Annotated in this window: 25 protein-coding genes and 1 pseudogene; 3 read left to right on the top strand and 23 right to left on the bottom strand. The window is 29.0% G+C overall.

The window, feature by feature from the left end; translation table 11 throughout:
* Nucleotides 1-7 precede the first annotated feature (7 nt).
* Both IR152_RS05420 and IR152_RS05415 read right to left on the bottom strand, forming a co-directional pair.
* Nucleotides 8-946 carry a phosphoglycerate dehydrogenase gene (locus tag IR152_RS05420; RefSeq protein ID WP_227450784.1) on the bottom strand — a complete coding sequence of 313 codons (939 nt, stop codon included), beginning with the start codon at nucleotides 944-946 and terminating at the stop codon, nucleotides 8-10.
* A 100-nt stretch (nucleotides 947-1,046) separates the two neighbouring features.
* Nucleotides 1,047-1,469 carry a DUF3783 domain-containing protein gene (locus tag IR152_RS05415; RefSeq protein WP_227450783.1) on the bottom strand — a complete coding sequence of 141 codons (423 nt, stop codon included), beginning with the start codon at nucleotides 1,467-1,469 and terminating at the stop codon, nucleotides 1,047-1,049.
* Nucleotides 1,470-1,657: 188 nt separating this feature from the next.
* Here IR152_RS05415 and IR152_RS05410 point away from each other — a divergent pair, with 188 nt between their 5' ends.
* Entirely contained in the window at nucleotides 1,658-2,941 is a 1,284-nt protein-coding gene (locus IR152_RS05410) for a conjugated bile salt MFS transporter (RefSeq protein ID WP_227450782.1), read from the top strand.
* Between the two features lie 77 nt (nucleotides 2,942-3,018).
* Here IR152_RS05410 and IR152_RS05405 read toward each other — a convergent pair whose 3' ends face one another.
* The 8 genes and pseudogenes from IR152_RS05405 to IR152_RS20390 form a co-directional block, all read right to left on the bottom strand.
* Complete coding sequence (locus IR152_RS05405) at nucleotides 3,019-3,534, bottom strand: 4Fe-4S dicluster domain-containing protein (RefSeq protein WP_227450938.1); 516 nt, start codon at nucleotides 3,532-3,534, stop codon at nucleotides 3,019-3,021.
* Nucleotides 3,534-4,910 (bottom strand): [FeFe] hydrogenase, group A, encoded by a 1,377-nt coding sequence (locus IR152_RS05400; protein WP_227450781.1) that lies wholly within the window; start codon nucleotides 4,908-4,910, stop codon nucleotides 3,534-3,536. The genes IR152_RS05405 and IR152_RS05400 overlap by 1 nt, the downstream gene beginning before the upstream one ends.
* A 24-nt stretch (nucleotides 4,911-4,934) precedes the next feature.
* Nucleotides 4,935-5,486, bottom strand: a complete 552-nt coding sequence (locus IR152_RS05395; protein WP_227450780.1) for a 4Fe-4S dicluster domain-containing protein — start codon at nucleotides 5,484-5,486, stop codon at nucleotides 4,935-4,937.
* A gap of 36 nt (nucleotides 5,487-5,522) precedes the next feature.
* Nucleotides 5,523-5,696, bottom strand: a complete 174-nt coding sequence (locus IR152_RS05390) for a hypothetical protein (protein WP_227450779.1) — start codon at nucleotides 5,694-5,696, stop codon at nucleotides 5,523-5,525.
* A gap of 10 nt (nucleotides 5,697-5,706) precedes the next feature.
* Nucleotides 5,707-6,540, bottom strand: a complete 834-nt coding sequence (fdhD, locus tag IR152_RS05385) for a formate dehydrogenase accessory sulfurtransferase FdhD (protein WP_227450778.1) — start codon at nucleotides 6,538-6,540, stop codon at nucleotides 5,707-5,709.
* 48 nt (nucleotides 6,541-6,588) lie between these two features.
* Nucleotides 6,589-8,733 carry a formate dehydrogenase subunit alpha gene (fdhF, locus tag IR152_RS05380; RefSeq protein WP_227450777.1) on the bottom strand — a complete coding sequence of 715 codons (2,145 nt, stop codon included), beginning with the start codon at nucleotides 8,731-8,733 and terminating at the stop codon, nucleotides 6,589-6,591.
* Between the two features lie 251 nt (nucleotides 8,734-8,984).
* On the bottom strand, nucleotides 8,985-10,043 hold the full coding sequence (locus tag IR152_RS05375) for a lysylphosphatidylglycerol synthase transmembrane domain-containing protein (protein ID WP_227450776.1): 1,059 nt from the start codon (nucleotides 10,041-10,043) through the stop codon (nucleotides 8,985-8,987).
* A 210-nt stretch (nucleotides 10,044-10,253) separates the two neighbouring features.
* Nucleotides 10,254-10,328 (bottom strand): annotated as a pseudogene (locus IR152_RS20390) (DNA-binding response regulator); the annotation flags it as partial.
* 384 nt (nucleotides 10,329-10,712) lie between these two features.
* Here IR152_RS20390 and IR152_RS05365 point away from each other — a divergent pair.
* Nucleotides 10,713-11,342 (top strand): DUF3786 domain-containing protein, encoded by a 630-nt coding sequence (locus IR152_RS05365; protein ID WP_227450775.1) that lies wholly within the window; start codon nucleotides 10,713-10,715, stop codon nucleotides 11,340-11,342.
* 343 nt (nucleotides 11,343-11,685) lie between these two features.
* Here the strand turns inward: IR152_RS05365 and IR152_RS05360 are convergent, their stop codons facing one another.
* The 9 genes from IR152_RS05360 to IR152_RS05320 all read right to left on the bottom strand — a co-directional run bounded on the left by IR152_RS05360 (nucleotide 11,686) and on the right by IR152_RS05320 (nucleotide 19,710).
* The gene (locus IR152_RS05360; RefSeq protein WP_227450774.1) at nucleotides 11,686-12,261 is read right to left on the bottom strand and encodes a DUF1062 domain-containing protein; all 576 of its coding nucleotides are present in this window, start codon (nucleotides 12,259-12,261) and stop codon (nucleotides 11,686-11,688) included.
* Between the two features lie 286 nt (nucleotides 12,262-12,547).
* On the bottom strand, nucleotides 12,548-12,826 hold the full coding sequence (locus tag IR152_RS05355; protein WP_227450773.1) for a CD3324 family protein: 279 nt from the start codon (nucleotides 12,824-12,826) through the stop codon (nucleotides 12,548-12,550).
* A 308-nt stretch (nucleotides 12,827-13,134) separates the two neighbouring features.
* Nucleotides 13,135-13,896, bottom strand: a complete 762-nt coding sequence (locus IR152_RS05350) for an epoxyqueuosine reductase (RefSeq protein WP_227450772.1) — start codon at nucleotides 13,894-13,896, stop codon at nucleotides 13,135-13,137.
* 476 nt (nucleotides 13,897-14,372) lie between these two features.
* Entirely contained in the window at nucleotides 14,373-15,179 is an 807-nt protein-coding gene (gene rhaD, locus IR152_RS05345; RefSeq protein WP_413927471.1) for a rhamnulose-1-phosphate aldolase, read from the bottom strand.
* Between the two features lie 18 nt (nucleotides 15,180-15,197).
* The gene (rhaA, locus tag IR152_RS05340) at nucleotides 15,198-16,454 is read right to left on the bottom strand and encodes an L-rhamnose isomerase (RefSeq protein WP_227450770.1); all 1,257 of its coding nucleotides are present in this window, start codon (nucleotides 16,452-16,454) and stop codon (nucleotides 15,198-15,200) included.
* Nucleotides 16,455-16,474: 20 nt separating this feature from the next.
* The gene (gene rhaB / locus IR152_RS05335) at nucleotides 16,475-17,869 is read right to left on the bottom strand and encodes a rhamnulokinase (RefSeq protein ID WP_227450769.1); all 1,395 of its coding nucleotides are present in this window, start codon (nucleotides 17,867-17,869) and stop codon (nucleotides 16,475-16,477) included.
* Between the two features lie 209 nt (nucleotides 17,870-18,078).
* Nucleotides 18,079-19,050 carry an AraC family transcriptional regulator gene (locus IR152_RS05330; RefSeq protein ID WP_227450768.1) on the bottom strand — a complete coding sequence of 324 codons (972 nt, stop codon included), beginning with the start codon at nucleotides 19,048-19,050 and terminating at the stop codon, nucleotides 18,079-18,081.
* Nucleotides 19,031-19,363 (bottom strand): helix-turn-helix transcriptional regulator, encoded by a 333-nt coding sequence (locus IR152_RS05325; RefSeq protein ID WP_227450767.1) that lies wholly within the window; start codon nucleotides 19,361-19,363, stop codon nucleotides 19,031-19,033. Before IR152_RS05325 ends, IR152_RS05330 begins: the two co-directional genes overlap by 20 nt.
* A 23-nt stretch (nucleotides 19,364-19,386) precedes the next feature.
* On the bottom strand, nucleotides 19,387-19,710 hold the full coding sequence (locus tag IR152_RS05320) for a hypothetical protein (protein WP_227450766.1): 324 nt from the start codon (nucleotides 19,708-19,710) through the stop codon (nucleotides 19,387-19,389).
* A 183-nt stretch (nucleotides 19,711-19,893) separates the two neighbouring features.
* Between IR152_RS05320 and rhaM the strand changes: the two genes are divergently transcribed.
* A complete protein-coding gene (rhaM, locus tag IR152_RS05315) occupies nucleotides 19,894-20,214 on the top strand; it encodes an L-rhamnose mutarotase (protein WP_227450765.1) in 321 nt (106 codons plus the stop codon).
* A gap of 124 nt (nucleotides 20,215-20,338) precedes the next feature.
* Here rhaM and IR152_RS05310 read toward each other — a convergent pair whose 3' ends face one another.
* The 4 genes from IR152_RS05310 to IR152_RS05295 form a co-directional block, all read right to left on the bottom strand.
* On the bottom strand, nucleotides 20,339-21,238 hold the full coding sequence (locus tag IR152_RS05310; protein ID WP_227450764.1) for a sensor histidine kinase: 900 nt from the start codon (nucleotides 21,236-21,238) through the stop codon (nucleotides 20,339-20,341).
* A gap of 116 nt (nucleotides 21,239-21,354) precedes the next feature.
* Nucleotides 21,355-22,032, bottom strand: a complete 678-nt coding sequence (locus tag IR152_RS05305) for a response regulator transcription factor (protein ID WP_227450763.1) — start codon at nucleotides 22,030-22,032, stop codon at nucleotides 21,355-21,357.
* Between the two features lie 871 nt (nucleotides 22,033-22,903).
* Complete coding sequence (locus IR152_RS05300; protein WP_255624488.1) at nucleotides 22,904-24,520, bottom strand: exosporium glycoprotein BclB-related protein; 1,617 nt, start codon at nucleotides 24,518-24,520, stop codon at nucleotides 22,904-22,906.
* A 78-nt stretch (nucleotides 24,521-24,598) separates the two neighbouring features.
* Entirely contained in the window at nucleotides 24,599-25,675 is a 1,077-nt protein-coding gene (locus tag IR152_RS05295; protein ID WP_227450761.1) for a glycosyltransferase, read from the bottom strand.
* Nucleotides 25,676-25,882 lie beyond the last annotated feature (207 nt).

Below are 25,882 nucleotides of genomic sequence, written 5' to 3'. Positions count from 1 at the left end.
TTTATATTTAATAGCCTCTTGATATGTCTACAACATTATCTACAGGTTTATTCTCCATTATATAATGTTTCAAATTATTATAAACCATATTAAATGTTCTCTCTTTATTTTTATCAGACACCCAAGAATTATGAGGAGTTATTATGACATTTTCGCACTCCCATAACTTATTATCTTTGCCTAAAGGTTCACTTTCAAATACATCTAATGCTACACCTCTAAATTTATCTATATATTCTTCTAAGTCTTTCTGATTAATTGTATTTCCTCTACCTACATTGATAAATACAGAACCCTCTTTCATAAGTTTAAACATATCTTTGTTTACTATTCCATCTGTACTTTTTGTAGAAGGCATTGCTACAACAACTATATCACATTCTTCAAATACAACACTCATCTCATCAGTAGCAAAACATTTATCAAAGTATTTTTTACTGCTCCCATCAGTATTGACACCCCATATTTCTAGACCAAAAGCCTTTAATCTCTTTGCTGCTTCTAAAGATATAGTACCTGTTCCAAGAAATCCAGCTCTTTGTCCATACAATTCTGATACAGAAAAATCCATCTTCCATTCTTTATTTTGTTGTTGTTTAAAAAACTTTGCACTATTTTTATAGATTTCCAAAATATATAGAACAATAGATTCACCAATAGGTACACTATACCCTCCTCTATTATTTGCTATCTTAATATTTCTCTTTAATACTTCTTCTTTTGGAAGTTGGTCTATACCTACACTAGTTGTTTGTATATATTTTAAATTTTTCATCTTAGAAATATCTAATCTACTAAAAGGATTATATGTAACTAGTACATCTGCGGTATTTACATCTTCATTATTTTCAATACTATCTTCAGAATAATGTATAACCTCATATCCTAATTCTCTTATTTTCTCAAACTTATCTTTTCCATAATTTATTGTAAATAAAACTTTCATCTTAATCTCCTTCATCCACTCAAATTAAAAATTTTATATTCTATAGTATAATATGATACTTAGTGTACATTAGTTAAACTTACTAGAAGATGTCTCAAATTTACTTATGTTCAATTGTTTTTCCTAAAGCCATAGCATTACGTTCTTGAACTAAATTTTCTATTAAATTATTCAATGTCCAATCAATAGATGTCTCAGTTACCATAGCTGTAAAAGGTCTATTTACTCTCACTTTTTTTAGTCCTTCTAAAAATGCATTTACCTGTGTACTTGGAATGTTATTAAATATTACAGATTTACTCTTAATCCCGTTTTCACATTCATTTGATATATTTCCATCTAGAATGTCTCTTATTATGTTTTCTCCATTTTTATCGCTTAAGATGATATGGTCTCTTATTCCAGCAAAGTTGCTGACATTTTTAATTAATGATAATTCTTTTTTATTAAAATTTACAAGCATAATACACTTCCTATTGTGTATTTTATCTAGATTATTATTATTTATTTTTTTAAATGACATTTTATCCATCCTTTCATTTATCTATATATTTTAATTTACCCTATACATTTAAAATAATCAATTTTTATAGTTAATTTTTATACTAATACCCAATATTATATTTAAATAGTTAGACTATACAAAACTAATATATAAAATTAGAATAATTAGATTAATATCTACAAATCATAATCTAAAGGAGAGATACCATGAATACATTACTAAACAATAAATTTAGCATTAAAAACTTTTCAAATGCTTGGGTTATAGTACTTGGTTGTATGTTGATACAAGCTGTTCCATTTAGTATTGTAGCAAGTATACAGCCTCAGTTTATAAGTTATGTTGTAGAAGGAGAAGGCTTTAGTTTAGCATCTTTTTCCCTAATATTTACAATTGGTACTATCGCTTCAGCAATTGCATCACCTTTTATAGGTGTATTATTTTCTAAAGTCAATATTAAGATACTATATTTATTAGGTTGTATAATTTCTAGTATTGCTTTTGCTACTTTTTCTATATGTACTGAACTATGGCAATTTTACACTGTATCATGTATTGTGCAAATTGGTGCTACAATCATATCTGCCATAGGAATACCAGTTTTAATAAGTGCTTGGTTTGATGAAGAAAGCAAAGGAAAAGCTCTAGGCTTTGCTTTTGCTGGTGGTTCTATTGGTAGTATATTTCTTCAACCACTTGCAGTTCGCCTGTTAGCAACTCAAGGATACAGTCGTTCTTATCTAATATTTGGAATTGTAGCATTAATAGTTGGTATACCTGTAATATTATTCATACTTAGGATGCCTAAAGATATTAATGAAAAAATAAAATCTAAAGGTAAAAAAGAGAAAGCATCTGATACAATTTCTCCTTCAGTATGGGGTTATACATTAAAAGAAGCTAAAAAAATTAAATATTTTTGGATTATGACAATTGGATTTGTATTTGTTGGTATATATGTTTCATCATTATCTGTACAATATCCAACTTATCTTAGAAATTATTTAAATCCTATTTTAATAGGGACAGTAGGCTCAACTTTTGCTTTATTTGCTCTCATTGGTAATTTATTTGGAGGATTATTGTTTGACAAATTTGGTCAAATAAAACCACTTATTATATCTTTTATATTGGTACTTATAGCAACTTTATCGCTACTATTTGTAGATAAATCTTCTGCTTTTGCATTTGTGTTTGCTATATTGAAAGGACTTTCTGTATTTGCTTATATGATTGGACCTGCTTATTTAACTGGCACTTTCTTTGGGCAAAAGGAGTTTGGTAGCATATATGGAATCGTACAATTAATTTTTGCAGTAGGATTTGCATTAGGTTCAACATTATTTGGATTACTAGTTGATAATTTTGGATACAGATTTTCTTGGTCTATTATAATTTTATCAGTTATAACTGCCTATACTTTACTTATTGTAACTTCTATAGGAATGAAAAAATTGAATAAAGAAAGATTAGATAAACTAATGCAATAATTGATTTTTAGATATATAAATATTATAATAAAAAAGATGGAGCTTTTAATCATAAATAAAACTCCATCTTTTTTATATTATAATATAGCTAGTTTTCTCTTATTTTTAACTTTACTATCTATATCCTCATCCTTAACTATAGTAAATGCCTTAGTTGGACAGACATTTACACATGCAGGTCCTTCTGGCGATTCTATACAAAAATCACACTTATTTGCTGTCATTCTTTCTCTAAAACAAAGCTTTCCTTCATCTACATCTTTTAATGTAACTATGTCTATTGCACCTATAGGACATGCTAACATACAAGTCTTACATCCTATACAATTTTCTTCATTTATTTTTATTGTATTCCCAACCCTAACTATACCACCATTTGGACATGCCTTTACACAAGGAGCATCTTCACAATGTCTACACTGTATTGGAGCACTGACTTCCTTTGTCTTTATGACAGAAAGTTTTGGGTTAAAATTTATTTCATCTGGATTTTTGTAAAAAATATCTTCATCTGAATGTGCAACTACACATCCTATCATACAAGTTCTACATCCTATGCATTTATCAGGGTCTGCTATAACAAAATAGTTCATCACTTAGCCACTTCCTTTCCTATACAATACGTAGTGTGTAATAAATGATGAGATTTTTCTCCTAATGGCTCTACTAAATATTCATCATACAATTTTTTAATTTCAGGGTTCTCATGAGATTTTCTAACTGCTAAATGTTCATCATGCACATATGTTGCCTTTGTTCTATTTTCATAGGCCAATTCCTTATATTCTTCTAGTAAAATTTTTGGCTGACCACCACCACTTACACACCCAACAGGACAAGTCATAACTTCAATAAAATCTACATCTAACTTTCCTTTTTCCAAATCTTCAAGTACTGGTATTACATTTTTTAGTCCACTTACTACTCCAACTCTTAGGTTCAAATCTCCTATTTTAATAGTTGACTTTCTAAAACCATGTTCTCCTCTTACTTGTTTTACCTCTACATCAGGAATACTTTCTCCAGTTATAAGCTCATAACCTGTTCTTATAGCAGCTTCCATAACTCCACCAGTAACACCAAAGATAGTTCCAGCTCCACTATAACTACCTAAAGGGGAATCAAATTTTTCTTCTCTTAAGTTTTTAAAATCAATTCCCATATCTTTTATTAGATAAGCTAATTCTCTAGTAGTTAGCACTACATCTACATCTCTATATCCACTAGAATCCATTTCTTCTCTATCACATTCATATTTTTTACATGTACATGGCATTATAGAAACACTAAATATCTTTGAAGCATCTACATTATTTATTTCTGCACCATAAGTTTTAAATATTGCACCACCCATTTGTTGAGGTGATTTACAAGAAGAGAGATGATTAGTTAATTTAGGATAATTTTTTTCCATAAACTTTACCCATGCTGGACAACAAGATGTAAACATTGGAAGAGTTCCACCTTCTGTTACTCTCTTAATTAACTCACTGCCTTCTTCCATGATAGTCAAATCTGCCGCAAAATTAGTATCATAGACTCTATCAAAATTTAAAGCTCTAAGTGCTGCTGCCATTTTACCAGCACCTAGGTATCCTAAATAATATCCAAAATCTTCTCCTAAGGCAACTCTAACTGCTGGTGCACATTGAACCATAGTAAATACGTTTGGGTCACTTAAAGCTTTTTTCACCCTATCTACATCACATACATTGTATGCTGCAAATATAGGCTCATTTATAGACTCTGGTATCTCTCTTTCTTGTTTTTTTTCTTGTAAAAACTCAAATCCTTCATCTATAACTGACGCATAAGATTTACAAGTTTGAACACATTGACCGCACATAACACATCTATCTAAATTTATTTCTTGTGGCTTTCCCTCTTCACCTTCAATAGCATTTACTGGACAGACTTTTGAACATTCTCTACATCCAGTACATAAATCTTTATCTATATTTATTATCATAAACGTCACCTACCCCTGTATCCTTTATTTATTTGTTAACAATAAGCTAAGTGCAGCTTGTCTATTCTTAGCTTTTTTGTCATCTATTGGAGTAACAAGTTTTAATGCTTCATGAGGACATGCACTTATACAAGCTATTTTTTCATTATCTTTACATAAGTCACATTTATAAGCTATCTTCTTATTTTCATCTAAAATTACTTGTTCTACTTCTTTACCATCTTCATATTGTGGAAGTAAGTCTATAGCTCCAAAAGGACATGCTAGCAGACAAGTTTTACATCCTATACACTTTTCTTCATTTACAGACATAATATTATTTTCTTTAACTATAGCTTTTTGTGGACATGAGTTTAAACAAGGAGCATCTTCACAATGTCTACACTGTATTGGCATACAGAAATTGTCACCTTTTACTAAATAAAGCCTAGGTATAACAGGTATATCAACTGTTCCAACTGTATAACCCACATTATTATGCTGATTATGCATTGTAAAACAAGCTACTTCACAAGCTCTACATCCCGTACATTTGTTTGGGTCCGCTATTACAAAAGAGCCTATTTTATTTTTCATATTATCCCACCTTTCAATTTATATATTTCTAACTCTCTAGTTACTTTCATCATATACATTTATATATTTTAATATTTTCTCAGTACTTATGTTTCGCTTACATTTTTTACACAAATTGTATGTATTATTATACACCTTATCAGTATCATTAATTAATACTCCACAGATTTCACACTTTGAATATTTTTGCTCTTCTTTTTTAGTAGACATATACTCATTCTCACTTTTTAATAACTCTCTGTGGATTTGCATAAATATTCATCCGTCTTCCTCTTACAAATCCAATAAGGGTTATATTTAATTTTTTAGAAAGCTCTATTGATAAATTAGTTGGTGCTGATTTTGATACTACTATAGGAATTTGAGTCATAGCTGCTTTTAATATCATCTCCAATGATATTCTTCCACTTACGGCTACAATTTTGTCTTTCAATGTTATCTCATTTAAAACACAAAATCCAATAGCCTTATCCATTGCATTATGTCTTGCTACATCTTCACAAGTCACTATATTTTTATCAAAATTAAATACGGAGACACTATGTACCCCACCTGTATTTTTAAATAATTCGGATGAATTTAAATTTCTATCCATTATACTGTAAATCGTATCATAATTTATTTTTATATTACTCTCTACAGGAGTACATTTTATATAGTCTAGTGAATTTAAAAATATAATTTGCTCATCTTTATTTTTTTGTTTCTCTTGAATAGTTACTTTCGCAAAACGTTCACTCTCATTTATCTCAATATTTAATAAGCTTTTTTTGTTTTCTATATATCCTTTTGTCTTCAAAAAACCTACTATAAGTTCGTTCAAATTATATGGTGTACATAAAAACGTGTTTACATATTTATCATTTAAAATAAAACTAAGTGGATATTCTGCTATTATTTCTTCATTCTCTGTTGATACTTCATGTTCATTTATTTTACTTACTTCTACATTAAAAGAATTTAAATATTTGTAATCCACTAGACTATAACCGTTTTCAAAAACTTTATCCTTACTATTTTCTTGTAATTTAGTTTTTGAGTATATATTGTTCATAAAATATTAGCCTTTCTGCTTTTTATAAATTCTTAACCTAATAAGCCACTAAATATTTGTAGCTGTCATTTTATCTTTCAGACTTTGATACTCTTCACTTACACATTTCTCTGCTAATTCTTGGTCTTCAAGTTTTTCAAGTTTAACAGCACAATATTTATACTCTGGCGTTTTAGATATAGGATCCAAGTTTGCTATTGTAAGTTCATTACAGGCTCCAACCCACCACTGATAAGTCATATAGGTTGCACCTTCCTTAACTCTATCAGTAACTGTTGCTCTTGTTATTACACTTCCTCTTCTTGAACTAATTCTAACTAATTCGTCATCTTCAATTCCTAATTTTTCAGCATCATTAGAATTTATTTGAACACGCCCTGGCTCATCTTCTAATGAACTAAGCGTTCTACAATTACCAGTCATTGTTCTTACTGAATAGTGTCCAACTTCTCTTACAGTACATAAGCTAAATGGATATTCATCATCTTCAACTTCCATAGGAGGTCTCCATTCAGTAGCGAACAAATTACCTTTACCATTAGGAGTAGAAAACTTTTGACCTTCATATAGATACATAGTTCCTTTATCTTCCATACTTTCGCTCTTACAAGGCCATTGAACACACCCTTGAGCTTCTATCTTTTCATAAGTAGCACCTAAGAAATTTGGACATAATTGTCTAAGTTCATCCCATATTTCCTTAGTATTTTTATAATTCATAGGGTACCCCATTGCTGTAGAAATTTCGCTTATAATTTGCCAGTCTGGTTTTACATCTCCTTGTGGCTCTATAGCCTTTCTCATCAACTGGAATCCTCTATCTGCACATGTATATACTCCCTCATGTTCTCCCCAAGAAGTAGCTGGAAGTATAACATCAGCGTGAAGTGCTGTCTTATTCATAAATATATCTTGAACAATGACAAACTCCAATTCATCCAAAGTTTCTCTAACTTCTGATGCATCTGGGTCACTTTGCACTGGGTCTTCTCCAAATATATAATAAGCTTTAAGCTTTTTATCTTTTAGTACTAAATTTGGAACTTGAGTTAAACTATAACCATTATTAGGAGATAGTTTTACCCCCCAAGCTTTTTCAAACTTTTCTCTTACCTTATCATCAGTTACATTTTGATAGCCAGGATATACATTAGGAAGAGCTCCCATATCACAAGCTCCTTGAACATTATTTTGTCCACGTACAGGACCTATTCCAACGCTTTCTCTACCAAAATTACCTGTAAGTAGAGCAATTGATGCAAGCCCCTTAACTACATCAACAGCTTGACTAAATTGACATACACCCATTCCGTAAAGTATCATAGCTTTTTTACCTTTTGCATATTCCCTCATGGCTTTTCTTATAAGCTCTTCTGGAATTCCTGTAATCTTTTCAGCATATTTAGCTGTATAGGGTTTAACAATTTCTTTATACTCATCAAATCCTTGTGTATGATTTTGAACAAATTCTTTATTGTAAAGACCTTCTTCTATTAAGACATTTCCAAAAGCATTTACTAAAACCATGTTTGTTCCACCTTTTATAGGTAGATGTATATCAGCAATTCTTGCAGATTCAGTTACTCTCGGGTCAGTAACAATTAATTTAGCACCATTTTTTTTAGCTTTCACTATTCTATTTGCCACTATTGGATGTGAATCTGCTCCATTATATCCAAATATAAATAAAACATCTGCATTTTCTATCTCTGGTATAGAATTAGACATTGCACCACTACCTAATGAGTAAGCCAGACCGGCTACAGATGGCGCATGTCAGACACGAGCACAATGGTCAACATTATTAGTTCCTATTGTAGCTCTCATAAATTTTTGCATTATATAGTTTGCTTCATTACCAGGTCCTCTTGCAGAACCTGTTCCCATAATAGAATCAGGACCATATTTTTCTTTAATTTCATTTAACCTTGAAGCTGTGTAACTTATAGCCTCATCCCATTCAACCTCTTCTAGTACACCTTCTTTTCTTATCATTGGCTTTTTTAGCCTAGGTGTTAAAATTTTAGGGTCATTTAGAAAATCCCATCCATAACGACCTTTTAAACACAAACTTTCTTGATTTGTTCTACCATTAGCTGGTTCAGCTCTTAATATCTTATTATCTTTTACGACTAGATATAATTGGCATCCAGCTCCACAGTATGGACAAACTGTTAAAATTTTTTTCTCCATACATTTCCCCCCTTAAATTTATCCCCTGATAAGTAAAATTTATCTTAAAGATAATGAGTGTTTTTATAATATGTAAAATCATAAATATTTTGCAATACTATTTATTAAATTCAACAAATTTCTCACAATTCCTTTTAAGTTTTAAAAAAAATATGTCATAATAATCTTTATATTTCAACCATTTAATTAAAATATTCTAGTTCTTATGACATATTTTTTAATATACTTAATATATGTTTCTTTAAACTTATTTAATTTTCACTTAAAACAATATTTCTGCCAATTCTATTTTTCATTCTATAATGAGTAATTACAGTAAATATTCCACTTCCAATCAGAATCAAATAGTACATAAATCCACCATATAAAAATACTGCATATCCCATCAAAGGTTGAGGGAATACTGATTTGAATATAGTGAAAAACGCCAATTCATTGGCTCCTACATTTCCAGGTGTTGGTATTGGAGATATTGCCATATATAAAAATGCTTGTAATGTTAATATATATATATAACTATAACCTTGTAGATTAAATGCTTTATATATCCAAAATGAAACACTAAAATAAGCAGTTAATTGAATAAAAGTCACTATTATGGTTGATATTAGTACTTTTTTATTCTTAGCAAAAAAACTTATTGCTTTACTATAATCATCTATAAAAGTTTCTATAGATTCAACCTTATTATCTAAAAATTTTAAAAATTTAAATTTTGATAAATACTTTATAGAAATTTTCGTAAAATATTTTATTTTTTGAGGATTTAAAATAACTAATATTATCATAATTAAAACAAACGAATTGATAGCTATCCCTAAAAACACAAAAGGCATAATCACTTTCATCTGTTTTTCTAACATGGCAAAATTCATTAACACAAGTATTGTGCAATAAAAAGTAACTACTATTTGAAAAATAATAGACTTATTAGTAACAACTGCACTTGCTTTACTAAGTGGCATTTTACATTTTTTAAGTACATATATCTGTACTGGTTGGCTTCCTGAAGCAAAAGGAGTTATTAAATTATAATAAAATCCCATAATGGCTAGCTTAAAACCAATAAATCTAATATTAACTTTGTGAGTGCTTTCTATAATTATCTTCATTACTACTCCTTCAAGCATTATATGACACATTATTGCCAAAGCACCTATGAATAAAAACTTCTTATCTACCATAACTATAACATTTGATAGCATTTTAATATCCAATGTTTTAAATACTAGGTAAATTGTTATACCTATTAACAAAACTAAAAATGTATACTGCAGTAAACTCTTTCTAATATTCTTTAGTTTATCCATCAGAGATAACCTTCCTTTGCTCAAGATTTATACTAAATACTATATTATTAGTATACACTACGAATCTTAATATTTTATAACAAAATACCTTACAATTTTGTCATTTACAAAAAATATTAATTTATAAATTAAATTTTAATATATAGATTAATATTTTACAAACATTTTGTAGACATATATAATATTTTCACTAAAAAATACTTATATTTACTACACCCATTTGTACCCTATCCCCCATACTGTTTCTATTGTATAAATATCATATTGTTTTAATTTACTTCGTAACCATCTTTCTTTAATACATTTTTCATCAGCTTTAACATATCTAGCTCATCATCTATTACTAATATCTTAGACACACTAACTCCTCCATCTATATGTTTAATAACATTTTAATTCATACCTTTAATAATATATTTGCAAATTTACATCTACTATCATACTCCCATATTACAGTTTATAATAACTACTTAATATTTTACAAATAAAATATTTTAGATACAAAAACTTCTCATTTCAAACACTTTGTATTTATTTTATATATGTTTACTTAAATATCAAAATTTATTTAATAACTTATTATTGTAATATTCTAAATATGTAATAAAATCAATAATAAGAGAACTTATTATGAACACATCTTTAATTATTTAAATTGGAGGAAAAATTATGGACAAAAAGTTAACAAAAAGTAATTATACTGTTCCATTTGACTATGCTCGAGAAAAATTTAAGGAATTAGACCCTCATACAATTAGTAATTTAAGTAATATATTTTTCAACAGTTATTTAAGCAAATTTACACTCAATTTTTTTGATAGACAATATATCATAGATTATCCAAGTGGAGAAGTTTGGAATGATAATGGTAGTATCTGTAGAAACTTTGAACTTAAAATTTTGATAATTAGATACTTAATCAATGCTAAAGGTATCCCTAGAACTAATAAGTATGTGACTTTTAAGGAAATACCAGGAGGCAATGTTTACTATCCAAACTTTTTAAACAGAACTCTGTCTAGACTTTCAGAAGTTTTTATATCACAAATAGACAAGTATAAGTTAGTTATGGAAAATATGGGAGCTGAAAAAGTAGATATGGGAGATTTAGCCTATAAGTTTACATATATGGGTAATACATCTATGATATTTATACTTTGGTTTGGAGATGACGAATTCCCCCCAAATTCAAATATATTATTTGATTCTAACATAGTTTATTACTTTAATGCTGAAGATTTAGCAGTTGTTCCTGATACAGCTATAGATGCAATTTTGAATAAAATAAATAAATTATAATAGTATCCTTTATCTGTTAGAATTAGGTATGAACCCTAAAGATACTTTGCTTCAAGTATGTGCTGAATTGATATTTAGTACATGGCGAGAAGATGGGCATTTAAACTATATAAACTATCTTTTTGTAAAAAAGGTAAGCCAAGTGAAGTAGCTACAACACACTATTATGAAATATTAAAAAACTAGAAAAATAATAGTTATATACAAAAATAGTGGCTTTTCATTTTTTATAGCCACTATTTTCTTTAAAAATGGTGTTCTAGAAAATATATTAAGTTAGTTACTCTACTAAACCTCCCATGACTAAAGTCACAGGGTTCCTGCTTCATAGAATTTTGCATAATCAATTTGAAGACGTTTGCTTCTCCTTGCCTACCTCTAATACAATTTCATAATTTAATTTACTTTTCTTTAAATCAACTCCAGATATACTTTTAATAGCCCCAAAATCTAACATTTCATCAAATGCTTTCCTAGATAAACCTAGTTTTTCACGTAATAATATTGACACCTTTAATTGAGATGGATACTTACTTACAATACGAAGTTGTGTAAGGTCATTAATATTAATTTCTTGACCTACTATTTTATATTTTGGAATACCAGCTTCTGCTCCATTTCTATGTAAAAGTTCCACATTCATAGCATATTGCTTAACAAGATTCTCATCATTTGTATGGAATTGTTCTAGTATTTCTGGATTTAAGTTTTTTGGATTTATACGAGAATATATAGTTGAATTCCATGTTGTATCACATTTTGAACACTTATATATCAACCATATATCCAAATACTTATGTTGAGCATTAACTCTAAATAAACCTGAACAAACATATTCAGTCTTTTTTCCGCATTTTTTACAATACCTAATTACTGGTAGCTGGGAGATATATTCCACCTCCCAGATAATTTTTTGCATAATACAATTTCCTTTCTATAAAGTTACTAAACTAATAGAAAGTTATGAAAAGGTGGAATATAATCAAGTATTTTTTTCAAAACAGACCCTCCTAAGTTTTTAATAAATTTTAATTTCACGCATATAAAAAGTTCTTGATTCTTAATATGCACTTCACAATTAGATTTATTATCTTACTGTATAAGTTATTGAAATTATTTAAATTATAACATCCATTTATAATAAACTATACCTCAAACACTCTTAATAAAAGAAAATAAGCCAGCATAATTATACTGGCTCATTTTTAACTATCTTTTCTTTTTTCTTGTAATACAATTCTTTGAATGCTTTTCAAAGATAAATAATATTTTTCTGATAAATATTGTAAATCGTACCCAATTTGGTAATCTTCATAAATCTGCATATTTCTAATTGCTAAATCCTCACGAGTAGATGTACTGCTTCCCCATTCTTTTTTATTATTTGATTTTCTAGGAATATAGATACATTCTCCATCTACATATTCTTGTATCAATTCAAGTAATTCTCCTGGTAATATATGTATTGCTTTTTTATAGCTCATTTTGTTCTCCTATTAAATAGTAATTTTTCATTAGGAATAACAAAGGGCTATTTATATATTAAATTTTGTAGTTGCAATAGCCCTTGCTATGCAAAAATAAAGATTAAATCAAACATAAAGTCTCAACCCTCCTTGTATGTTACAGGATACATATAATTCTATCAGCAGTATAAATAGTTGTCAATTAACATAAATTCTTTATCTAGTGTTTATATTTACTTTATTTAACATTCATATTATCTTTATTTTAGTAACTAAAGTTTTTTCATTATAAATTATATTTAAAGTTATTAATCAGCATAAACCCGTTATTTTAATGGGTTTATTACTGAACAAGGAACTCCAACTATACACTTTCCACAAATGTCACATCCACCTATATGAGCATATTTTTTTTCATTTATCATGCACATTTCATAACACTTATCTCTATCAAATCCGTCTTCTTTTAAAGCCTCTTTTACACATTTACCAACACATTTTTTGCAGGTATTATTATGTTTATACAAGCAGTATTCATTTTTTGGTCTTTTAGTTGGTTTTAATTCTAAACTTGTGATTATGCTTCCTACTCTTCCACAACACCCTTTTTCTGTAATAAGCATATTATTTAAGCCAAAAGTTCCAAGACCTGCTATGAATGCTACATGTCTTTGTGACCAATCGCTGACCAATCTTTCACTATCAAAATTATATGACCCAGGAATAGCATATGAATTAAATCCTAGCTTCTCTAGTTCTCCACATAAAAAACTATTTAAATTTGAAATCAATATATTAGTTTCTATGTATGCTCTTGCCCATATTTCAGAACATTCAAATCCTCCAATATTGCTATTATTTATACTTTCATCAAAAGGTATAAAATATGTAATTACAGTTTTGACATCTTTCAAAAAATCTTTCGGCATAGCATGAGATGTTCCTACAGCACTTTTTAACTTCTGAAACATATCATCTTCGGCAGATGCATAAGCAAATAAAAGTTCTTGCCATTTTGTAGTTATATTGTTTGATTTATAATAATCTTTTACAAAGTTGTTCATTAATGTTTCAATCTTATTTTTCACAATATCCCCCCTATATAATTCTGTATTTCCAATTTAATGTTATTATTTTATATTATATAATAGTACTCTATATTCTGCCTATCAACTAATTTATATTTATTTTGTCTATCAATATAACTTTCCAAAATTTCTAAATCATGTTGTAAATAGGTTTCTATTTTTCCTTTTCCATGTACAAAAGTAATGTTATCTTTTTAAGCAAATAGTATCCTATTTGTTCCATAGAATCTACTGGTATTATAAATGAATAAATACATTGCGTATATCCATACGCTATAACGCTAAACAGAATCATCCTCTGATATAATTGCTTCTATGTCAAACTTTACTTATAGACCTTCTATTTGCTATAATTATAGTGTAATTTTTTGTTTTCACAATTCAATTATTACATAAATTATGGGTTCTTAAGTACCTGTTTTTTATTTTTTGCAAACATATAAGGCTGCCTCAATTTTGAGACAGCCCCATTTTATTTAGTACAGATAATCTTCTGATATTGAAATTTTAAAATCTTTTGCTAAATCTCTGAAATTGTCTGCTGTTATTGTTTGTTTTTTTCCACCCATAGATATTACTTTTACCAATATCTCAGCTGATTTTTCTACTGTATCCATAAGACCAAATGTTAAGTCTAAAGTTTCTCCAGAGCAGAAGGTTCCATGATGAGCCCAAATTACTATATTATGCTTTTCCATTAGTTTTTGTGTAGCTTTTGCTATATCTATTCCACCTGGCACCATCCATGGTACTATTCCAATTCCTTCTGGAAATACTACTGGACATTCTGTAGCCATCTCCCATAATTCTCTTGTAAATACTTCCCCTTTGAGCGGTAGTATAAAAGTTAATGCTATAAGATTAGTGGTATGAGAATGCATTATTACTCTATGTAATCCATTAGTTTTTTCTTTTTTTATAGAATGACTCATTAAGTGAGATGGAAATTCACTTGTTGGTTTAGCCTTATCTAAGCCCCAAACTATTGCATAATTTTCACCTTTTTCATCTATTTTAACAATCCCTACATTTTGAACAATATCTATAGAAATATTTCTCATAAACTTACCACTTCCTGTAACTAAAAAGTATTCATCAGCTAAATTTTTTACTGTTACACCAATTGGAATATATTCTACTTCTTCTTTTATAAATTCCTTGACTTCAGATACTTCTTCAGAGGTTAATCTATATGTTATATTCCCACCATTACGCTCATGCCATCCCTTTAACCAAGCATCATGAGTTATTTTCATAAAATCCTTAATAAAATTCACTTCCATTATAGACATATCCCCTACCTACTTTCTATTTAATAATTCTGTTAATTCATATTCTTTTACTACTTCTATCCAATTTTCTTTAACAGCAACATTATTAATTTTACAATAATAGTTCCATATATCTCCCATAGGATATGTTTTAAACTCTTCCATTATAGCTAATCTCTCTGTAAAATTCCCTTCATCTTGTAATCGTCTTAATTCTTCATGAGGCATTAACATAGCTGATAGTAATGCTTTTATCATGTTTCTAGTTCCAATTACCCACGCTGCTATACGATTTATACTTGCATCAAAGAAATCTAAACCTATTATTACTTTATCTAAGGCATCATTTCTTACTATTTCTTTGGCTATTTCCTTTAATTCATCATCTAATATAACTACATGGTCACTATCCCAACGTACTGGACGACTTACATGAAGCGCAACTTTGTCAGAAAATAATAGCATTGATGATAACTTATCTGAAACAAGCTCTGTTGGATGATAGTGTCCTGTATCTAATAATGAAATTATATTGTTCTTACTAGCAAAGTTTAAGTAAAACTCATTTGAGCCAACCGTGTAAGATTCTACACCTAATCCAAATACTTTTGATTCAACACAATCTAAGTTATATTCTCTGTTTATCTCAACCTTTAATATTTCTTCTAAAGATTCTTTTAGACGCCTTCTTGGTCCTAATCTATCACTTGGTATATCTTTATATCCATCTGGTATCCATATATTTGTTAAACAAGTTTGACCAAGTTCTTTTCCAAAGTATTCTCCTATTTTTCTAGAAGCTATACAATGATTTATCCAAAATTCACGTATTTCTATATCAGGATGTGATAAAGTTAATCCATCACTTGATTTTGGGTGGGAGAATATTGTTGGATTAAAATCTAATCCCAAACCCCTTTCTTTAGCCCATTTTACCCAATTTTCAAAATGCTCTGGTTTTAATTCATCTCTATCTACAAAACTTCCACTAGTTTCTGCATATATAGCATGTAAATTAACCTTATGTTTTCCTGGTATTAAGCTTAGTGCCTTATCTAAATCTTGTCTTAGTTCCTGAGGATTTCTAGCTTTTCCAATATAATTTCCTGTAGATGCAATTCCTCCTGATAATTTTTGTTGATTTGCTTCAAACCCTGTTACATCATCACCTTGCCAACAATGAATAGATATTTTGACCTTTGACAAATCTCTTAATACTTCATCTACATTTATTCCCCATTTTTCATATTCTTTTTTAGCTATTTCATACTTTTGCTTTAATTCCATTATTTATCTCCTTTTACAGATTAATTATATTGAATTATATCAAATGAATTTCCTATTATATCTCTAGCCTGTTCTAAATTTTTTAACTCATTCTTAGCAATTAGCTGACACACTATATTTCCTAATGCTGTAGCTTCAACAGGTCCTGCTAATACTTTTTTTCCACTTCCTTTCGATATAAGTTCATTTAATAACTCGTTTTGACATCCTCCACCAAATACACTTACAGTTTCTAATTTTTCACCTGTGATTTCTTCTATTTCATTTATAGACTTGTTATAACTTTTTGCCAGACTATTAAAAATACAATATGCTACCTCTCCAACTGTTTGTGGCTCTGTTTGATTAGTTTCTATACAATATTTTTTTATTTCTTGTACCATATTTTCAGGTTTTAAAAATCTATCATCATTTACATCTACTACAGATTTAAATCCTTTAGATAGTCTTGCATATTCTACTAATTCTTCAAAAGAGTGCTTATTCTTATAACACCTTCTAGCTTCTTGTATCATCCATAGCCCCATTATATTTTTTAAAAATCTATATCTATATTCATAGCCACCTTCATTGGTAAAATTATATTTTAAAGCTTCTAATTTACACTCTGGTTTTTCTAACTCCACTCCTAATAAAGACCATGTTCCTGAACTCAGTAAAATACTTCTATCTTTTGCTGGAATGGCTATAAAAGCTGACCCTGTGTCATGAGTAGCTGGCAAAATAACTTCTAAATCATATCCTAACTCTTCTACTAATTCTTTCTTTAAACTACCTAGTATTGTTTTTGGGGGGGTTATTTTACTAAATAATTTCTTATCAAACCCAAGTCTAGTTATTATTTCTTCATCCCAATTATTGGTTGTGGCATTTACTAATTGTGTAGTTGTAGCATTCGTATATTCTGCAACTTTTTTTCCAGTTAATAAAAAGTTAAAATAGTCAGGAATCATTAGAAAACTTTTTGCCCTTTTTAATAATTCAGGTTGTTGTTTTTTTATTGCTAACAATTGATATATACTATTGAACTTTTGAAATTGTATTCCTGTTTTTAGATATAGTTCATTTTTATCAACTATTTTAAAGACTTCTTCCATCATTCCATCAGTTCTTTTATCTCTGTATGATACACAATTTCCTACTACAGTATCTTTTTCATCAAGCAAAACAAAATCTACAGCCCATGTATCTATAGCCATACTTACTGGAATTTTATCTATTTCTATACATTTTTTTATTCCATTTTTTATTTCAAAAAATAATCTCGATATATCCCAACAAAAATATCCATCTTTTTCAATTAGATTATTTTCAAACCTATAGACTTCTTCTATTTCTAATTTTCCTTTATTTATACAAGAGATAATATGTCTTCCACTAGATGCCCCTATGTCGATTGCTAAATAGTATCTCAAGACTTCTCCTCCTTAACTTTATTTATTAATTGAATTATACAAGAGGTTAGTATATGTATTTAATATCTAAATTTGTTCTATTTATTGACCTAATTTGCAATATAATCTTATTATTAATAATAACTTATTCAGATATATTCTCTTAAAAGCTATTAATATCAGTAGTTCCAATAATGAAAAAAGAATCTATAAAATAGATTCTTTTTTCATTATTGGCTATTTTTTATATTTTCTTTGTACTCTTTTGGTGTAAATCCATACCTATTCTTAAATATCTTATAAAAATAAGTTAAATTTTCATAACCTACACTCTCTATAATTTCAGCTATTGATAAATTGGTAGACAAGAGTAATTCACATGCTTTACTTAATCTTTTTTCTTGTACTAAATCCTTAAAAGTATAACCAAGATGTTTTTTTACTAATTTACTTATCTTATAGTCACTTTGCTTCAGATTGCTTGCAACTTCAGTTAAACTACCTTTTTTATAATCTCTATCAACATATTTTAGTACTTCTATAATTATCATTTTCTCATAATTATCTACTGCATGATTTTCTACATCTTCAGAATTTTTAACCAATTCTACCAATAGTAATCCTACTAACAATTTAATTTTTACTTTACTAATCACACTTGGTTCATACAATTCTATTACAATGTTTTCTATTATATCCTGAATCTCTTTTTTATCAGATACTTTAAAGTATAAGTACTCTCCCATGTCGTAATTAGTATATAGTGTAGTCATTAGAAAGTTCACTATACTGTTATCATTTTCTAACAATGATATAATATAATTAAAAAATTCTGGTTTTATAATGAAATTAATTATTATATCTTCTTCATCACTAGCTTCTATTTCATGAATAACATGTTGATTTAAAAATATTAACTCTCCTTGTTTTAAATTAATTCTATATTCATCTATAGTTTGTACTAATTTTCCTTTATAAACATAATTAAATTCTATATAATTATGTTTATGTTTTGGAAACTGTATAAATCTTGTGTGTTTTCTTATATGTATCAATTCCCCTATATTCAATAGTTTATTGCTATCTATTATAAATTGAGAATTGTCAGTATAAATGCTTTTATCTATTCTATAATTACCTTCTAGTATATTCTTTTCTTCTTCTGTTATTTCGCTTAACATATTATGAATATATCTTTTCACAACTTACCTCCCTCAATAAAAGATTTGATTTTATACGGTATATTTGTGGAGTCATTCCATATAATTCCTTAAATTTTTTATAAAAAAAAGTCTGATTATTATATCCAACTTCAATAGATATATCTTCTATGTTCATATCTGTATTTTTTAATAATGTTACTGCTTTTTTAATTCTTTGTTCATGAATAATATTCTTGAATGATTTACCAGTTGTTTTTTTTATTAAAGTACTTAAATAATTTGGATGGAAATGAAATTCTTCAGCAACTTCTCCTAATGTTATTTTTTTATAATTTTCTTCTATATATATCAATATTTTTGAAATCTTATCTTTATTTAATACAATTTTTCTCTACTCACAATTTGAGTATATGAGCCACTATACACATAAACTAATTCTATAAAATTATGCTTATGTCTAGGTATATCTACAAATCTATGATGTTTGGATATCATAATATCTTCATCTGGAGAAAATATATTTTTATCTACTAGTATTATAGTCTCATCTATTTCTTCCCAACACAAAATAGTGTGCAGTATAGACATTATTTTTTTATTATCTAATTTTTTTGAGTTATTGGTGCCAATAGATTCTAGTATGTAACTTTCTGTTGTTGTTTTTTGTTTAAGTATGTATTCTAGTGTCTCATCCTTCATATATGACCTCCTAATATTATGACAAACTTTATTATATTTTAATTATATTATAAATATTCTTCATTTAATTGTATAATATTAGTTTTTGATAGTAATCTTATTACATTCTGTTATTAAAAAACACTTTTTTTTAATCTAAAATACACTTGTAAGTAAATACTCAAATTTTAGGAGGAGTTTTATATGAATAATACGCGTAAGTGCTTTAAGATGAAACTTTTTAAAGGATTTGAAAATGAATATAAAAAGCATCATGATGAATTATGGCCTGAAATGATAGACATGATTCATAAATATGGAGGTAGTAATTATTCTATATTTTTAGATGAAGAAACTAATTATTTATATGGATATATAGAACTTAAAGATGCGAAACTTTGGGATAAAAGTGTAGAAACAGCAATCTGTAAAAAGTGGTGGGCTTATATGACTGATATAATGGAAACTAATGAAGATAATAGTCCGGTATCTATAGAACTTCAACCTATGTTTTATTTAAAATAATATATATAATTAATTCAATATTAATAGCAGATACAAGTTTAAATATATTTTTATCATTTCAATAATAAAAAAGAAACTTATCTCTATATTTGAGACAGCCTCTTCTTATAAGCTTTCTAATAAGCTAATTATCCAAATTCAAATAATCTGATATATCATAAAAATAAATATTAAAAATTGTGTATATCCCATTTTCTGAGCATACCTCAATATCATGACCTAAATTGTCTATCATTTTTTTTACAAAATATAGCCCCATTCCAGTAGACTTATACAACTGATTTCTTCCATTGGTTCCTGTAAAGCCTTTGTCAAAAACTCTAGCTATATCTTCTTCATTTATACCTATACCAAAATCCTTTATAGATAATACTACTCCATTTTCTAACTTTTTTGAATCAAATTCAATTTTACCAATTTCCTTTGAATATTTTATAGCATTATTAATAATTTGGTCTAAAATATATGACATACATTTAGAATCTGTATAAACGTCATAGTCTAATTTATTTAAACTAACCTCAATATTATTTTTTATAAGTAAAAATGAGTTATTTTTTATAGACATTTTTATCAATTTTTCTAAATTAAATTTGTTTATAAATACATCTTCAAACATAGTATTACTTCTACTACTGTATAAGATAGAATTTACTAAAAAATTTATTTTGGCAACCTGATTCTTAATATCTATACTATCTTCTATACTGCTTAACCTATCTGTAATTATACTCAAAGAAGATATTGGAATTTTTATTTCATGAACCCACTTAGCTATATACTCGTCTAATTCTTTTAATGATTGTCTATAAATTTCTATATCATTATTACTTTTTGTTTTTAAATTCTCTATAATAGCTCTTATTAAAATTTCTTCAAAAGATTGTCCATCAATTAAATGACTATCTATTTCATCACTATTTTCTAGACAATTATATAAATTTTTATAAATATTTCTAAAGTTTATATAGTCCATAACAAAAAATACTACTATTATAAATAGTACTAAAAAATCTAAGTACATTAGCTCTTCATATTTATCTCTAAATATATCTATGGCAAGTAAGTAAATGTTTATTATACTAATGATAATAAAAAAAAGTACAATATATTTGAATCTGCTTTTTAAATATTTTACTATCATTGTATTATATATCCTATTCCCTTCTTAGTTTTTATAAAATCATCAAAACCTAACTCTTTAATTTTACTTCTCAATCTATTCATATTTACAGTAAGTGCATTGTCTGTCACAAACTCATCATTATCCCATAGAGTCATCATAAGATTCTCCCTTGATACAACCCTGTTCTTATTTTTCAATAATAATGTTAAAATTTTTATTTCATTTTTAGTCAATTCTATACTTTTATCCTTATACTTATGCTTTATGATTCCTTTTCCTACATCGAACATCAAATCTTCACAATACATAACACTATTAGAGTCACTATAATTGTAAACTCTCCTTATTATACCGTTTATTTTGGTAACCAATATATCTATAGAGAATGGTTTGGTAATATAATCATCTGCTCCATTATTTATGCCCATTATTAAATCCATATCAGAATCCCTTGATGATAAAAATATTATTGGTACATTTGAAATAGTTCTTATTTTTTCGCACCAATAAAAACCATTATATAATGGTAAATTGACATCCAAAAGTACTACGTCTGGTTTTTTATCTATAAATTCATCTAAAACTACCTCAAAGTCATCAATTAATTCTACTTTAAACCCCCATCTCTCAAGTGCCAAAGCAATTTCTTTTGACAAATCAATATCATCTTCTACTAATAAAATTCTATACATTTGTATATTCTCCATTATCTTAATATTTTGCTATTCTATTAATTATTAATATCATAACACATTTTATATAAATTTATTACAAACAAAAAATCACACTGTAGTTATAGCAAATATAAGGTTTATAATCAAGTAGTGCTTGACATAGAAACAATTATACCCTAAGATGATTCAGTAAGATTACTTTACACAATTAGTTGAAACTTCACTCTAAAATTAAAAATTTAATTAATACTATTTTATGATAAAAACTCACTCAAGATATAATATCAATAAATTCTATGGAACAAACAAGAGACTCTTTATCTGAATCAAATAATATTACTTTTGTACATAGAAAAAAAGAAAAACTGATGTTGATGCAACTTTTATGCATTTTAAATAAAATCCTATGAAAAACGGACAATTAAAGCCTGCTTCTAATATTCAAATTGATGTTTAAAGTGATTATAAAGTATGGATTATGATTCAAAATCTGATATATACACTTGTTCTAATGTGAGGAAGCTGAAACCAATGTATATTAAAATATAGAATAAGTAAGAATGGTTATCCTTGCAAAGTATAAGTTTATGACTAAAATTAGTATTTTTTAATCAGAATGAATCGCTCTATTCAAGTTGAAGAAATCTTCAGCTTCACAAAAAAAGATTAGGAAAATATTTATTCAAAGCAGGCGATTTAAGTTAATTTTTTTATTAAATTACATAACCTTATTTTCCTATGACTATTTTTAGAAATAATACTCTCAATAAAAAAACATTAGAAGAAACATGCATTGAATTCAGCTAAACATAAAAAATTAAAGGAGGTAATCTCAGAAATAATTTTAAAAATCGTTTTTGAGACACCCTCCTTTTTTTAATTATCTATTCTAGTTAATTGAGATTCCTGCACTTGCATATCCTGCTACAGTATTAACTAATGAAAGACCTGAAGCTGTTGCAGTAAATACTAGTAAAAATCTAGTTTGTGCTGTCACTGGTATATTTAATCCTGTTACTATTCCAGTAGAAACTGAACCAATTGATAATACTCCTGTAAGTGGTGGAGCTAGTGTAACTGTTGCTCCTGGAACAGCTGTAAATAAGTTATTTGGTGTAGTTGATTCATAAAGTGTTGCTGTAATTGTAATTGTTGAACCAACAAGTGAAAGTGCTGCTGTTGTACTAAAGTATGCTGAAATAGATGTTATTGTTCCATCTCTTGGTACTGAGAATGCAAAGTTAGTCAATGTCCCTGCTGGGTTTGTAAGATCTATTGTTCCACCAGCTATACTTACACCTGGAGCTGAACTACCGAATCCAACAAATCCTGGTGTTCCTACCAATCCACCAGCTATAGTTGTAAGTGATAATGGTGTACCTGATGCAAAAGGTATTACTGCACTAGCCCCTGTTGGGCCTGTTGCTCCGGTTACTCCTGTCGCTCCGGTTGCTCCTGCTACTCCATCTGCTCCGGTTGCCCCTGTTGCTCCGGTTGGGCCTGCTACTCCATCTGCTCCTGTTGCTCCTGTTGCCCCTGTTACTCCTGTCGGACCTGCTACTCCATCTGCTCCTGTTGCTCCTGTCGGACCTACTAATCCATCTGCTCCGGTTGCCCCTGTTGCTCCTGTTATTCCTACTCCTGTTGCCCCGGTCGCTCCGGTTGGGCCTATTAATCCGGCTGCTCCGGTTGCTCCGGTTGGACCTGTTGCTCCATCTGCTCCTGTATCTCCTGTTGCTCCGGTTGGACCTGTTGGGCCTGTAACGCCGGGTAATCCTGTTGCCCCTGTTGCTCCGGTTGGACCTGCTATTCCATCTGCTCCTGTTGCTCCTGTTGCTCCTGTTGGGCCTGTTGCTCCAGGTGTCCCTGTTGCTCCTGTTGCACCTATTAAACCTGTTGCTCCTGTTATTCCTACTCCTGTTGCTCCGGTTGCTCCGGTTGGACCTGTTGCTCCATCTGCTCCGGTTGCTCCTGTTGGGCCAGTTGGACCTGTATTTCCTGTTCCTGTATTTCCTGTTGGTCCTGTTGGTCCCGTTGGGCCTGTTGGGCCTGTTGGACCTGTACTTCCTGTTCCTGTATTTCCTGTTGGTCCTGTTGGTCCCGTTGGGCCTGTTGGGCCTGTTGGACCTGTACTTCCTGTTCCTGTATTTCCTGTTGAGCCTGTTGGTCCCGTTGGACCTGTTGGACCTGTTGGGCCTGTTGGACCTGTACTTCCTGTTCCTGTATTTCCTGTTGGGCCTGTTGGTCCCGTTGGACCTGTTGGGCCTGTTGGGCCTGTTGGACCTGTTGCTCCTACACCTGGACCTGTTGGGCCTGTTGGTCCCGTTGGGCCTGTTCTACCTCTTGGACCCATTGGTCCCGTTGGACCTACACATGATGATGGACAACCGTGATGACAATCACAGCTATTATAACTATCGCAACCATTGTTGCAATCATCATATTTGTCATAGCTATTATCGTAATCATTATCATCAAATGGGCCAAAATATTTATTTCTACTCATTATTAAAAGCACCTCCTAATATATTTGAGCTTTTAAGCTCTATATATAATATGTCAAAATTAGTATTATTGTGATTTATCAATTATTTTTAAATTTACTAAAATAATTTTCATTGTACAAAATAGAACTATCATTAGGTTTAATTTCTTTAGCTTTTTCATGACAATAAATAGCTTTATCTATTTCTCCTAATCTGTCATAACAAACGCTCAATTGTATATATGGTAGGTATTCATAACAATCATTCGACTTAAATCCTCCATTAATATCATTTTTATCTCTTGTTAATGCTACCTTATACCAAAAAATGGCGTCTTTATACCTTTGTCTATCAAACATATGTTTTCCTATATCACAGCAAACTTCTGCTCTTGGTTCATCAAATTCAAAACTTCTAAATAAAGAATATAAGGCACTCTTTTCATCATTGATTAAGTAATAACATGTGGCTAAATCTCTGCAAGCACTAATACAATCCTCAAGCCATCCTCTTGAGGAATCTAAAAACTTAGTAAAGCCTTCTATTGCTTCTTCATACCTGGCATTATAGTATAGTTCTCTTGAATAATAAAATTGATGTCTTGGCTCCAACACTTTTCCTTCTGAAATCATTTTTTCAAAAATCCTAAGATTTCTTAGAGGTTCCTGCCTATGGAGTTTTTTATGAGATATTGCAATGTTAGAATAAAATATTTCTCCAACAAGAGGTATTACCTCGTGAATAGGGTCAACCCATTTGTAATTAGAACTTCTTTTAAATAATCGTTCTCTATAATATGAGAGAGTTGGTTTACCGTTTTCGTCAAAGGACACATTATATTTTGCCATAACAATATCAATGGAAGTATCTAAACTTTCCTTAACTTTTAATAATTCTTCCCTATCATTTTCTAAAACCATGTCATCTGCATCGAGCCACATTATATAGTCTTTAGAAGCTTTAGAAAATGAAAAATTTCTTGCAGCAGAGAAATCATCTATCCATTCGAAATCATACACCATGTCTGTATATTTTGAGACTATTTCTTTTGTGGAGTCTGTAGAACCAGTATCTACGACTATAATTTCATCTACTATATCTTTTACACACTCTAAACATCTGCCTATAACTTCTTCTTCATTCTTAACAATCATGCACAAACTTATTGTAATCATAATGTACAACTCCTTTGTCTTCTATATATTACAGACATAAGTAATATATGGTATTTCTCTTTAATTTGTTATTGAAATTTCAGAAATTTTTAACGACAAAAAAAACAGTATATAACTCTATCTACAATACTTACTTCATAGTTCATTTTTATTTAATTCAGAATTCTAATACTTTGATTTGTTTAATAGATACTTTTGAGCTATCAT

The organism is Clostridioides sp. ES-S-0108-01 (assembly GCF_020662285.1).
GTDB lineage: Bacteria > Bacillota > Clostridia > Peptostreptococcales > Peptostreptococcaceae > Clostridioides.
The sequence above is the reverse complement of the archived record's forward strand: the minus strand, read 5'-3'. Positions and strand labels throughout refer to the sequence as shown.